General features: G+C 62.2%; 11 protein-coding genes. 10 read left to right on the top strand and 1 reads right to left on the bottom strand.

Translation table 11 applies throughout. The features are described 5' to 3' along the window. The first annotated feature begins 120 nt into the window (after positions 1 to 120). From C8K66_RS08540 to C8K66_RS08500, 9 genes are all read left to right on the top strand, one after another. The gene (locus C8K66_RS08540; RefSeq protein WP_017849371.1) at positions 121 to 1,095 is read left to right on the top strand and encodes a LysR family transcriptional regulator; all 975 of its coding nucleotides are present in this window, start codon (positions 121 to 123) and stop codon (positions 1,093 to 1,095) included. Positions 1,096 to 1,417: 322 nt separating this feature from the next. Then, on the top strand, positions 1,418 to 2,935 hold the full coding sequence (locus C8K66_RS08535) for an amino acid ABC transporter permease/ATP-binding protein (protein WP_108524629.1): 1,518 nt from the start codon (positions 1,418 to 1,420) through the stop codon (positions 2,933 to 2,935). Between the two features lie 25 nt (positions 2,936 to 2,960). Next, positions 2,961 to 3,833, top strand: a complete 873-nt coding sequence (locus C8K66_RS08530; protein ID WP_017849369.1) for a phytanoyl-CoA dioxygenase family protein — start codon at positions 2,961 to 2,963, stop codon at positions 3,831 to 3,833. A 28-nt stretch (positions 3,834 to 3,861) separates the two neighbouring features. Next, positions 3,862 to 4,692 (top strand): ABC transporter substrate-binding protein, encoded by an 831-nt coding sequence (locus C8K66_RS08525; protein WP_057005960.1) that lies wholly within the window; start codon positions 3,862 to 3,864, stop codon positions 4,690 to 4,692. Positions 4,693 to 4,742: 50 nt separating this feature from the next. Next, entirely contained in the window at positions 4,743 to 5,474 is a 732-nt protein-coding gene (locus C8K66_RS08520) for a class II aldolase and adducin N-terminal domain-containing protein (protein WP_046382614.1), read from the top strand. A gap of 9 nt (positions 5,475 to 5,483) precedes the next feature. Further along, positions 5,484 to 6,161: a DUF1028 domain-containing protein gene (locus C8K66_RS08515; RefSeq protein ID WP_108524627.1), complete on the top strand. Its 678-nt coding sequence runs from the start codon at positions 5,484 to 5,486 to the stop codon at positions 6,159 to 6,161. Further along, positions 6,158 to 7,309, top strand: a complete 1,152-nt coding sequence (argE, locus tag C8K66_RS08510) for an acetylornithine deacetylase (RefSeq protein ID WP_108524625.1) — start codon at positions 6,158 to 6,160, stop codon at positions 7,307 to 7,309. Before C8K66_RS08515 ends, argE begins: the two co-directional genes overlap by 4 nt. Positions 7,310 to 7,347: 38 nt before the next feature. Continuing rightward, complete coding sequence (locus tag C8K66_RS08505; RefSeq protein ID WP_108524623.1) at positions 7,348 to 8,043, top strand: tRNA (adenine(22)-N(1))-methyltransferase TrmK; 696 nt, start codon at positions 7,348 to 7,350, stop codon at positions 8,041 to 8,043. Between the two features lie 241 nt (positions 8,044 to 8,284). Beyond that, entirely contained in the window at positions 8,285 to 10,342 is a 2,058-nt protein-coding gene (locus C8K66_RS08500; RefSeq protein ID WP_108524621.1) for a methyl-accepting chemotaxis protein, read from the top strand. Positions 10,343 to 10,366: 24 nt separating this feature from the next. Here C8K66_RS08500 and C8K66_RS08495 read toward each other — a convergent pair whose 3' ends face one another. Beyond that, entirely contained in the window at positions 10,367 to 10,513 is a 147-nt protein-coding gene (locus C8K66_RS08495) for a DUF2986 domain-containing protein (RefSeq protein ID WP_017849362.1), read from the bottom strand. A gap of 134 nt (positions 10,514 to 10,647) precedes the next feature. Here C8K66_RS08495 and C8K66_RS08490 point away from each other — a divergent pair, with 134 nt between their 5' ends. After that, the gene (locus tag C8K66_RS08490; protein ID WP_046382618.1) at positions 10,648 to 11,829 is read left to right on the top strand and encodes a PD-(D/E)XK nuclease family protein; all 1,182 of its coding nucleotides are present in this window, start codon (positions 10,648 to 10,650) and stop codon (positions 11,827 to 11,829) included. The last annotated feature ends 331 nt before the right edge of the window (positions 11,830 to 12,160 follow it).

Genomic DNA, 12,160 nt, shown 5'->3' with positions numbered 1-12,160 from the left:
GGTAGTGCTTAGGAAAAACCGAAGCCCGTGCAGGTCATCGCCCTGCGCAGGGCCCGCGCCTATCCCGGCATGAACCCTGCAACGCGCTGGGCATACAGTCATTACCGAGGTACAGGCCTGATGCTCAGTCGTATCACTCAGCGCCAACTGGAATATTTCGTCGCGTCGGGCGAGGCCGGCAGCATCAGTGCCGCGGCTGAACGCATCCATGTCTCGTCGCCGTCGATCTCGGCGGCGATCACTCACATGGAGGCCGAGCTGGGCATCCAGCTGTTTATCCGGCATCACGCCCAGGGCATTTCGCTGACGGCCGTGGGGCGCCTGGTGATGCAAGAAGCCAAACAGATCCTGGAGCAGGTGAGCAACCTCTACACCATCGCCTCGGAGTCGTTGAACACCGTGCGCGGGCCGCTGCGCGTGGGTTGCCTGGAGTCGCTGGCGCCGATGATCACCCCCGAGCTGGTGTTTGGTTTCGGTCGTGCGTTTCCCGGCGTGCGCCTGACCCAGGCCGAAGGCAACCACGAGGAACTGCTGGAAAAACTGCGCAGTGGCGAGCTGGACATCGCCCTGACCTACGACCTGGTGACCAGCCCCGACATCGATTTCCAACCCCTGGCGCACCTGCCGCCGTATGTGATGGTCGGCGAGTACCACCCGCTGGCGAGTCTGTCGGCAGTCAGCATGCAGGACCTGGAGGCGTACCCGGTGGTGCTGCTCGACACGCCCTGGAGCCGCGACTATTTTCTCAGCCTGTTTATGCAGGCAGGCACCACGCCGAACATCATCATGCGCTCCACCAACCTCGAAACGGTGCGCGCCATGGTCGGCAACGGGATCGGTTATTCCTTCGCGAATGCGCGGCCCAAATCGAACCTGTCCCAGGACGGCAAACGCGTGATCCGCCTGCGCCTGGCGGGCGCGCACCGGCCGATGAAGCTGGGCTACGCCACGGCGAGCAACACCCAGCTGTCGCGTGTGGTGTCGGCGTTTGCCGAGCGCTGCCGCATGTTTGTGTCCGACCAGTACATCCCCGGCATGGCCCCGCCGAGCTTTTTTGACCCGCATGCGGTGCGCTCGCTCAGCAGTGTGAGCTGAATTTGCACCAAAAGGTGGCGTGTTCGGCGCGGTGAGTTCAGGCGCGCACCCTTTCGGTCAGGGCCTACAGCCTATCCAATGTGGGAGGGGGCTTGCCCCCGATTGCAGTGGGTCAGCTTGCTGATGTGTTGCTGATGCGCCGCTATCGGGGGCAAGCCCCCTCCCACATTGATTTTTGGTGGTTTCGAGGGTGGCGGGGGGCTGCGTAGGTTCTGCCTACCTAGTGGACCGGGTTTTACGAATTGACCCCAAGTGCCTCCCGCCACGACTCTGAATTCATTGACGCAGATCAACTTCTTTTTTGGGGCAGGGCAGCGCGACGATGACATTCGACTGGAATTATATGTTGGGTCTGCTGGGTGACGCCGAGTTCTGGCGCGCAACGTGGACGGTGATCAAGCTCAGCACCCTGACCTGGGTCTTGAGTATCGGTCTGGGCTTTCTGCTGGCGCTGGCCAAGCAATCCAGACATGGGCTGCTCAGCGTTCCTGCGCGTGGCTATATCTGGCTGTTCCGCAGCCTGCCGTTGTTGGTGCTGTTGATCTTTATCTACAACCTGCCGCAAGCGCTGCCCGGCACGTCGGCGATTCTGGCCGACCCGTTCTGGTCCGGCCTGTTGGCCCTGGTGATCTGCGAAACGGCGTATGTGGCCGAGATCCATCGCGGCGGTCTGCTCTCGATCCCCAAAGGCCAGGGCGAGGCAGCGCGGGCGTTGGGCTTGAAGTTTTTCGGCACCCAATGGCGCGTGGTGATCCCCCAGGCTGTGCGGGTGGCGCTGCCGTCCCTGGCCAACGAATACATCTCCATCGTCAAGCTCACCTCGCTGGTGTCGGTGATCTCGCTGACGGAAATCCTGATGGTCGGCCAGCGCCTGTATTCGCAGAACTTCCTGGTGATCGAAACCATGGCGGCGGTGGCGTTTTTCTACGTGTTTATCGTCACCGTGTTCGACTTCCTGCTCAAACGCCTGGAGCGCTTTCTCGACGTCAACCAACGCAATGTGTCGCGGGTTCCCGATGCGGCGGTGCTGGCGCTGGCCACGCAACAACGGGTTGCGCTGCAACGCCCGGCAACCACCGGGGCCCCGGCGCTGCAAGCCACGCGGCTGCACAAGGCCTACAACGACATCGAGGTGCTGGGCTCGGTCAACCTGCAGGTCCAGTCCGGTGAAGTGGTGTCGGTGATCGGGCCGTCGGGGTCGGGCAAAACCACCTTGATTCGCCTGCTCAACGGCCTGGAGCAACTGGACAACGGCGAGATCAAGATCAATGGTCAGCCGTTCATCCACCTGAACAAAACCGGCGCGCAGAAACCGCAGTACGTCGAACACGCCGAGCATCGCCTGAACATCGGCATGGTGTTCCAGAGCTTCAACCTGTTCCCGCATTTGAGCGTGCTCGACAACCTGCTGATGGCGCCGAAATACCACGGCCTGGGGCGTACCGACGCGCTCAAGCAACAGGCCTACGCGCTGCTGCACAAGGTTGGCATGCTCGACCACGCCTGGAAGTACCCGCACCAACTCTCCGGCGGCCAGCAACAACGCGTGGCGATCGCCCGCGCGTTGATGATGCGCCCGCAAATCATGCTGTTCGACGAGCCCACCTCGGCGCTCGACCCGGAGAAAGTCAACGAAGTGCTGCAAGTCATCGAAGCCTTGGCCGAGGAGGGCATCACCATGGTGATCGTCACCCACGAGATGAATTTCGCGTTCAAGGTCTCCGATCGGATCGTGTTCATGGAGAAGGGGCGTGTGGTCTGCGACGACACGCCTGCGGTATTGCGCAGCGGCCAGAACCCACGCGTGGAGGCGTTCCTCAAGGACGTCTCGCTGGCGTGACCCTCTAACGTTCAGGAAAAACAAAATGATCGAGCAACATCAAATCGAGCAGTTCCAGCGCGACGGCTACCTGGTGGTGGAAGGCGTGTTGTCGATGGACGAAGTGGCCGCGTTGCAGCACGACTTCGACCAATGGGTAGAAGAAAGTCGCCGCCATGACCAGGGCTGGGGCACCACCGTGGATGGCCGCGCACGCTTCGATCTGGAGGGCGACCATCGCGCCGATCACCCGTCGCTGCGGCGGGTCAGTTCGCCCACCGAGATTTCCCCGGTGTATGAGCGCGTGGCGTTGCATTCACGCATGGCGGCGATTTCCGCGCAGTTGATCGGCGCCAGTGGCACGCGCTTTCACCACAGCAAGATCAACTCGAAGCTGCCCCGCACCGCGACCCAGGTGAAGTGGCACCAGGACTTTTTATTCACGCCCCACAGCAACGACGACATCATCACCGCCTTGCTGATGGTCAGCGAAGTGACCCCGCAAAACGGCCCGCTGAATGTGATCCCCGGCAGCCATAAAGGCCCGTTGTGGTCGCACTGGCAGAACCAGCGTTTCACCGGCGCGGTGGACGATGCCGTGGTCGCGCAACACTGTCGGCAACCGGTCGCCTGCTACGGCCCGGCCGGCTCCGTGTGCTTCATGCACACCCGGCTTTTGCATGCCTCCAGCCCTAACGAGACCGAACTGCCGCGCACCCTGTTTATCAGCGTCTACGCCGCTGAAGACGCGCTGCCATTCGGCGAAAACCCTCTGCCCAGCGCACATGCCGGCCTGCTGGTGGCCGGTGAAGAAAGTGGCTTGATACGTTCCACGGACAACCAACTGCGCTTGCCGCAGAAACCCCGTGGCGCGTCTTTCTTCGTGCAACAGGCCGGACAAGATTCTGCCACTGCCTAACCTCCCAACCCCCTTGCAGGTATTGACCATGACAGCGTTTCGTAAAAGTGTTCGTCCCCTTGCCGTGTGCCTGCTGGGCGCAGCGGTTGCGATGACCTCGTTGGCGGCTTCGGCGTTCCAGCAGGACGGCAAGATCATCGCCGGTTCCGATGTGACGTTCTTCCCCTATGAGTACATGGATAACAACAAGCCAGCGGGCTTCGATATCGAGTTCATGGACGGCCTGGGCAAGGTCATGGGGCGCAAGGTCGAGACCCTCGACACGCGTTTCCCCAACCTGATCACCGGCCTGCAGGCCGGGCGTTTCGATGTGACCAACTCGTCGATGTACATCACCGCCGAGCGGGTCAAGGTCATCGACATGATCCCCTACCTGAAAAGCGGTGAGTCGATCCTGACCCTCAAGGATAGTGCTTTCCAACCCAAGACCCCGGAAGAATTCTGCGGCCACAAGATCGGTTCCATGGGCGCTACGTCCTGGCTCGCGCAGATGAACAAACTGTCGGCCGAGTACTGCGTGGCCAAGGGCTTGAAGCCGATCCAGATCAGCGAGTACAGCACCGACCCGCAAACCACCCAGGCGTTGCTGGCCCATGCGGTCGAAGCGCAGATCACCGACGCGGCCGTGGCCCGTGGCGTGATCGACAAGCTGGGCAGCCGCGTGGTGATTTCCTCCGACGCCTTGATCTACCCGGTGCTGAACGGCTTCGGCGTGAAGAAGGGCAATGACACGGTGAAAAAAGCCTTGCTCGACGGCCTGGAGAAGTACCGCGCCACGCCGGAATACGCGGCCTTGCTCAAGAAGTACAACTTCGAGGCCCCCACCGATGCCGACCTTGCGGCGCTGATGCCCAAGTAAGCCTATTGCGCGGCCGCCGTCTTGCGGTCGCGCCCTGCGGAGACCGATCCATGGCGTTATCCCTCGAAGAACAGACGCGCATTGACCTGGCAGCGACCTTTCGCATCGTCGCCCACCTGGGTATGCACGAAGCGGTGGCCAACCACTTCAGCGCTGCCGTGTCGGCCGATGGCAAACAGTTTTTGCTCAACCCGAGGTGGAAGCACTTCTCGCGCATTCGCGCCAGCGACCTGCTGCTATTGAACGCCGATGACCCCAGCTGTGCCGACCACCCGAACGTGGACGCCACCGCCTGGTCGATCCACGGGCAGATCCACCGACTGCTGCCGCACACCCGCGCCGTGCTGCACCTGCACCCGGTCTACACCACGGCGGTGGCGTGCCTGGCCAAGCCGCACATCCCGGCGATCGACCAGAACACCGCGCGCTATTTCAACCGCGTGGCGGTGGACGAGCTCTACGGCGGCATGGCCGATACCGAAGCCGAAGGCGCGCGCCTGGTCGGCCTGCTCGACGGCAAGAGCCGCCTATTGATGGGCAACCACGGCGTGATGGTGACCGCTTCGTCCATCGGTGAAGCGTTCGACGATATCTGGACCCTGGAGCGCGCCTGCCAGATCCTCGTCACGGCGTGGTCCACCGGGCAGCCGCTGCGGGTGTTGTCCGATGAAGTGGCGGAAAAAACCGCGCGGGGCTGGGAAGGCATTACCGATTTCTCGCGCCAGCATTTTGAAGAAATGAAGCAAATGATGATCGATGCCGATGCGTCGGTGCTCGACTGAGGAAGCGCTATGACCTTTTCCGTTGTTGCCCGCTGTGCCGAGACGGGCCAGTTGGGGATCGCCATCAGTTCGTCGAGCATCGCCGTGGGCGCGCGTTGCCCGTGGCTGCGCCCCGGTGTGGGCGCGGTGGCATCGCAGAACATCACTTTGCCGAGCCTGGGCCCGCAGATTCTCGACCTGCTGGAGCAGGGCATGACGCCGAGTGAGGCCGTGGCGGCAGTGTTCGCCGGGCAGGACCACCGCGACTATCGGCAGGTGACGGTGATCGATCGGCTGGGCCGCACAGCGCACTTCAGCGGCGCGCAGACTCTCGGCCTGCATGCCGCGCAGAGCGGCGAGCAATGCGTCGCGGCCGGGAACATGCTGGCCAATCCCGGTGTGATCGCCGCGATGGTCGGCGCGTTCGAAAACGCCTCGGGGCATCTGGCTGACCGGCTGCTCGCCGCGATGCACGCAGGCCAGGCCCTCGGCGGCGAAGCGGGGCCGGTGCATTCGGCGGCCCTGATGGTGGTCGACGATCTGCTCTGGCCCATCGTCAATCTGCGCGTGGACTGGGTCGATGCCGAGCCGATCGGCGCCCTCGATCAGTTGTGGCAGGCCTATCGCGGGCAACTGCAAGACTACCTCGACCGCGCCCTCCACCCGCACATCGCGCCGGGCTATGCGGTGCCGGGAGATGACCGATGAGCCACAGCCGTGACCTGCTGGCGCAACTGGTGCGCTTTGACACCACCAGCCGCGAATCCAACCTCGCGTTGATCGACTTCGTGCGTACTTATTTGCAGGGCCACGGCGTCGCCTGTGAACTGGTGTTCAACGAACACAAGAACAAGGCCAACCTGCTGGCGACCATCGGCCCGGCGGATGTGCCCGGCATCGTGTTGTCCGGGCATACCGATGGGGTGCCGGTGGACGGCCAGCGCTGGAGCGTGGCGCCGTTCGACCTCACCGAACAAGACGGCAAGTTGTACGGGCGTGGCACCGCCGACATGAAGGGCTATATCGCCTGTGTGTTGGCCTGTGTGCCGGCGCTGGTGCGGGCGTCGTTGCGCATGCCGGTGCACATCGCGCTGTCCTATGACGAGGAGGTGGGGTGCCTGGGCGTGCGTTCATTGATCGAACGGTTTCGCGCGCAGCCGGTCAAGCCGCTGTTGTGCGTGATCGGCGAGCCCACCGAGCTCAAGCCGGTGCTGGGGCACAAAGGCAAATTGGCCATGCGTTGCGATGTGCATGGCGCGGCGTGTCATTCGGCCTATGCGCCGTCGGGCGTCAACGCCATCGAATACGCGGCCTGCTTGATCCGGGAACTGGTGCGGCTCGGTGAAGAACTCAAGGCGCCGCAACACCTGAACGCGGCGTTCGATCCGCCGTTTTCCACGGTGCAAACCGGGGTGATGAGCGGCGGCAAGGCGCTGAATATCGTGCCGCAGCAGTGCAGCTTCGATTTCGAAGTACGCTCGCTGCCGGCCCAGGACCCGTGGCAGGTGGCGCACCAGTTACGGTTGTATGCCGAGCACACCCTGCTACCGGCGATGCAGGCGGTGAGTGCGCAGTGCGCGATCGGTTTCAGTGAGTTGTCCAGCTATCCGGGGTTGGCGACTTCGTCGCAAAGCCAGGCCGCTGAGTGGGTCGCGCAGTTTTGCGGTTCGCGGGACTTCGGTACCGTCGCCTTCGGCAGCGAAGGCGGGTTGTTCGATCAGGCGGGGATTCCCACCGTGGTGTGCGGGCCGGGCAGCATGGAGCAGGGGCACAAGGCGGATGAATTCATCAGCCTGCAACAACTGGATGCCTGTGATCGAATGCTGGAGCGGGTGGTGGAGTTTGTGCGTCAATAGCCCTCGCACTGACACTCGTGGTGAAGAAGGGGCCCCAGTTGAACGAACACACATTGTCCATGCGCCTGGAACGCGTGGCGGCGCATGTGCCGGCCGGCGCGCGGTTGGCGGATATCGGCTCCGACCATGGCTACCTGCCGGTGGCGTTGTTGCGCCGCGGCCTGATCGCGGCGGCGGTGGCGGGGGAGGTGGCCGCGACGCCATTCCAGGCCGCCGAACGCACCGTGCGTGAAAATGGCCTGGAGCGACATGTCAGCGTGCGCCTGGCCGATGGCCTGGCAGCCATCGAACCCGGCGACGCGATCAGTGCGATCAGCGTCTGCGGCATGGGCGGCGAGACCATCCGCGACATCCTCGACAGCGGCAAGGCCTATCTCACCGGCCAGGAGCGCCTGATCCTGCAACCCAACGGCGGTGAACAACCGTTGCGCCAATGGCTGATGGACAACGGTTACCGCATCCTGGTCGAAGAGTTGTTGCGGGAAAACCGCTTCTACTACGAGATCATCGTCGCCGAGCGCGCCGAACCGCGGGTGTACAGTGCCGAGGAGTTGTACTTCGGCCCGCTGCACCTGCAGGCCCGCAGCCCGGACTTCCTGGCCAAGTGGCAACGCCTGCTGCGGCAAAAGCAGAAAACCCTGGCCGGTTTCGAACAGGCCCGCCAGGCGTTACCGCCGGCCAAGGTGCAAGAGGTCGCCCAGCAAGTGCAGTGGATCACCGCGTTGCTGGCGTGACCGCAGCGGGTTGATCGAACCCACTCGCTACGCGGTCGTTCCCGACGCTGAGTGCTTTCGCCCCATCTTCGCGCACGGCACACGATTTTTCGGGTGTCGCACCGCCTGTTCAGGGGGCCGCTCTCTGCGGCCCGTATCTTGCTTGAGCCTTCCCAATCAATGACATGGCACTTTGCCGTTAGTCATTTCAAGGCGTCACCCATCGTTGCCGCGTGTGGGTGGTTTTAGGGAGTAGTCGGCCATGCACAGTCTTTTGTCACCCGGTATCCGCCTGCTCGGACGTTTCGGCTTCGCACGCAAATTCCAGATTCTGTTCATTCTGTTCATTCTGCCCTTGGCCGGGAGCCTCTGGATGATCGGGCTGGACTATCGCGACAAACTCGCGGTGATTTCCAGCGAAAAGTCCGGCGTTTCTCAACTGCTGACCCTGGACGCGCTAGATGGCCAATTAACGGCCCAACGCAACCTGGCGTCGCGCTGGAAAGCGCTGGACCTGCTGCGTGAACCGACTCCTGCAGCCAAGGCGGCGATGGACCAGGTGGATGCGAACAACCCGCTCATCCTGCAAAGCCTGCAAGCCCTGGGCGACGCGCTCAAGAAACAGGGCGCGAGCGCCGATACCCTGGCCCGCTTCGATGCGTTGCAGGCAGCGGTCAAGGGGATGGATGTGCAATCCCTGCGCACCGTCGGCTGGTGGCCAGACGGCTACGACCGCTTCACCTCGGCGCTGAGCGCCATGCAAACCCTGCGTGAACAGATCACCCTCGACGCCGGCCTGATCCTCGACCCCTGGCTGGAGACTTACCTGCTGATGCAGATTTCCAGCCAGCACACGCCGGACCTGATCGAGCGTATCGGGCGCATGGCCAGTATTGGTCAGTCGTCCATCGCCTCGGGCCAGTTCACCTTGCAAAGCCGCTTGCAGATGCGCGACCTGCGCGGCCGTATCGGCGATGCGCGGGACCAGTTGATCAAGGCTGCGGCATCGCTCAAGGCCAAGCCATATGCCGGCCTGGAACCCTGGACCGCGCAGTACGACAACAGCCTGCAACAACTGGACAGCGAGCTCAAAGTGCTCGACGACGGCGTGTTTGGCGGCACCATCAAGCTTGACCCTGCCAGTTTCGAGCGCAGTGTCGACACCATGCTCGGCAGCCTGGGCGCGTTGCGCAAGCAATCGCTCGGCTCGCTGGATGCGCGCCTGACCCATTACCACGACCGCTCCTTGCAGCAATTCATCCCCGTAGCGGCCATTTTCAGCCTGCTGGCCCTGGCGGCGCTGTACCTGTTCATGTGCCTGCAAGCCTCGATCCGCCGCAGTGCCAGCGGTATCACCACGCTGGCTGAGTCGTTGCGCGACGGCAACCTGTGTGTGGAAGTGGCGGTGGACGGTCGCGATGAGCTGGCGGCGATCAGCGCGGCGCTCAACGTGGCGGTGGTGCAACTGCGTACCAGCCTGCTGGGGGTCAATCACGAGACTCAGCAACTCGGGTCGGCGGTGCTTACGCTCAATTCGCAGTCGGGCAGTACCCTCAGCGACGTCGAAGACCAGCAACACCAGATCAGCCAGATCGCTGCGGCGGCGACGCAATTGGCCGCCACCTCCATGGGCGTCGCCAAAAGTTGTGAGCAAGCCTCCGGCAGTGCCCAACACACCCGCCGCATCGCTGAAGACAGCAGCCGCGACAGCCAGCGCACTACGGCGAGCATCCAGCAACTCAACCAGCGCCTGACCGACACCGCCAACGCCCTGGAGCAAGTGAGTCAACAGGGCCAGCAGATTCAGTCGGTGGTCGACACCATTCGAGGCATTGCCGAGCAAACCAACCTGTTGGCACTCAACGCCGCCATCGAAGCCGCGCGGGCCGGCGAACAGGGCAGGGGGTTTGCCGTGGTCGCCGATGAAGTGCGCAGCCTGTCGCAACGCACCCAGGCCTCCACCGCGCAAATCGCCGGCACCGTCGACAGCCTGCGCGCCACGGTCAGCCAGGCCGTCACACTGATGAGCGTCGCCTGTGCCCAGGCGCTGACCGACGCCGAATCCGTTACCGGGCTGGGCGCGCGGCTGGGCGAGATCGCCGGAGCCGTGCAGAACGTCACCGACACCCTGGCGCATATCGCGGCGGCGGTGGAAGAACAAGCGACGACGGCGGACGAGGTGAGCGGCAATATCCAGCAAGTGGATCAGGCGGCAGGGCGCTTGCTCGATGGCGCGCGGGCGGTGAATCAGGCAGCGGATACGTTGAGCAAGGGCAGCCGTGCGCTGAGTGACAACACCGCACGTTTCCGCCTGAGCTGAATAGGCCGCCGGGTGTAAGCCGGTCTAGTTTGTGTCCTGACTGGACTCTACTTCGAGTTTCAATCGGTCAGCCTTGCTGATGTACTTGTCCTTGGTTTTCGGCGCCAATTTGGCACTGGCCTTTTTCGCGTTGGCCTTTAATAGCTGATTGATCTTTTTACGACGGTTCATGTTGGTCTCACCCACCTGGTCAATTCTCGAATGATATCAGCTAAAAACAATGGGCCCGATTTTGACGGTGCGGTGTCATAAAATAGTGGCACAATGCCTCATTCTCAGGCATCGCAAGCACAAGGAGATGAGCCTTGCACCTATTGATCACTCGCGCCGCCTCACTCAGGGCCACGCTTCATCGCCCTGAACCCTTCAACCTGTTCACGCTGTTGCGCAGTGCTTCGGACGAGGTCCGCCTGCACTCTCGCTACCTGGCTTTTTTGCTCAACCCCAAGGGCGCCCACGCCGCGGGCGGGAAACTGCTGGAGCTGTGGCTCGCGGCGTTGAATATAGAAGGCTTCGATTGTCGCGCTGTCACGGTGGATGTCGAGTACCGCAATGTCGACATCCTGATCCGCAACGGCAAGCGCCAGGCGATCATCATTGAGAACAAGCTCAACGCCGAGGACCAGGACGCCCAGTTGCACCGTTACCTGGAAGCGCTCCAGGGCGAGGGCTACCAGACGTTCCCGCCGTTGTACCTCACCCTGGACGGGCGCGATGCCGACACGCGCAGTTGCCTGGGCATCGACTACCAACGCATCAGCTACGCCGCCGACATCCTGCCTTGGCTTGCGCAATGCCAACCTTGGGTGATCCGCGAAGCGGGCGTGCGAGAAAGCCTGCTGCAGTACATCGACCTCATCGCAAAACTGACTTTCCAGAACCAAGGACACGCCTACATGGACGCGCTCAAGCAGACGTTACGCCAGGACAACAACCTGCTCGTGGTCAAGGACCTGCAGAGAGCCTTCACCGAGACGCTCAAAGACCTGCAACTGGAACTCTGGCAAGCCGTTGCCAAGTGCGTCGAAGATAAATACCCCACGCTGCCCAAGCCCTCTGAAGCGCCCACTGCGGCGGTTATCGACCGTTACTACAGCGCGGCCAGGGATAACCGTTATTACGGCCTTCACTACGAGCTGGGCTTTATGGCGGGCTCGGTCTACATCGAGCTCAATCATCGCTTCTATTGTGGCTATTGCTGCGATGCCGAATCCCATCCTCGCGATTTCGGGCAACTGGAAATGTTGACGCTGTTGTTGGAGAACGATGGCGTCAGCGAAAATGGCTTGCTCTGGCGCTTCACCACCGAACTCAATATGAAACACCCCAGCGACGAGCACCTGATGACACTGCTTGCATCGGGGACGCGAGCGCAAGCGGCAGAGCGCATGGCAGACGACCTTTATGACCTCTGGTACAAGGCGCATGAACTCTACGGCGCAGCAGCGTCGGGCGCGGGCCGCATGACGGCCGATCAGCCAGGCTAGGCTTGGGGCCGCGCCGCTGGACAGCTACTTGCCCTACTCAGACTCCCGAGCCTGAGTAGGGAAAAGAATTTTCAGGCGGGGGTTGACCACGTAATTTAATCCTGTATTATTTGCCTCCCGCTAACGAGCAGTTCGCTGCTAGTCTGGCTTAAGTAATTGATTTTGTTGATAAAATTAAAAACTTTTAGGGTTGCTACTTCGAAGAGTGTGCTGTAGAGTGCGCTCCTCGGTTGAGGCGAAAGATCTTAACCAACCGCTCTTTAACAACTGAATCAAGCAATTCGTGTGGGTGCTTGTGGAGTCAGACTGATAGTCAACAAGATTATCAGCA

Source organism: Pseudomonas sp. GV105, assembly GCF_003058185.1.
In the GTDB taxonomy this organism is placed as follows: Bacteria; Pseudomonadota; Gammaproteobacteria; order Pseudomonadales; family Pseudomonadaceae; genus Aquipseudomonas; species Aquipseudomonas veronii.
This window is presented reverse-complemented; position numbering and strand designations above follow the sequence as displayed.

Bases quoted from the DNA above. Each gene is read 5' to 3' on its own strand.
- C8K66_RS08540 (WP_017849371.1), top strand. From the start codon at position 121: ATGCTCAGTCGTATCACTCAGCGCCAACTGGAATATTTCGTCGCGTCG.
- C8K66_RS08535 (WP_108524629.1), top strand. From the start codon at position 1,418: ATGACATTCGACTGGAATTATATGTTGGGTCTGCTGGGTGACGCCGAG.
- C8K66_RS08530 (WP_017849369.1), top strand. From the start codon at position 2,961: ATGATCGAGCAACATCAAATCGAGCAGTTCCAGCGCGACGGCTACCTG.
- C8K66_RS08525 (WP_057005960.1), top strand. From the start codon at position 3,862: ATGACAGCGTTTCGTAAAAGTGTTCGTCCCCTTGCCGTGTGCCTGCTG.
- C8K66_RS08520 (WP_046382614.1), top strand. From the start codon at position 4,743: ATGGCGTTATCCCTCGAAGAACAGACGCGCATTGACCTGGCAGCGACC.
- C8K66_RS08515 (WP_108524627.1), top strand. From the start codon at position 5,484: ATGACCTTTTCCGTTGTTGCCCGCTGTGCCGAGACGGGCCAGTTGGGG.
- argE (WP_108524625.1), top strand. From the start codon at position 6,158: ATGAGCCACAGCCGTGACCTGCTGGCGCAACTGGTGCGCTTTGACACC.
- C8K66_RS08500 (WP_108524621.1), top strand. From the start codon at position 8,285: ATGCACAGTCTTTTGTCACCCGGTATCCGCCTGCTCGGACGTTTCGGC.
- C8K66_RS08495 (WP_017849362.1), bottom strand. From the start codon at position 10,513: ATGAACCGTCGTAAAAAGATCAATCAGCTATTAAAGGCCAACGCGAAA.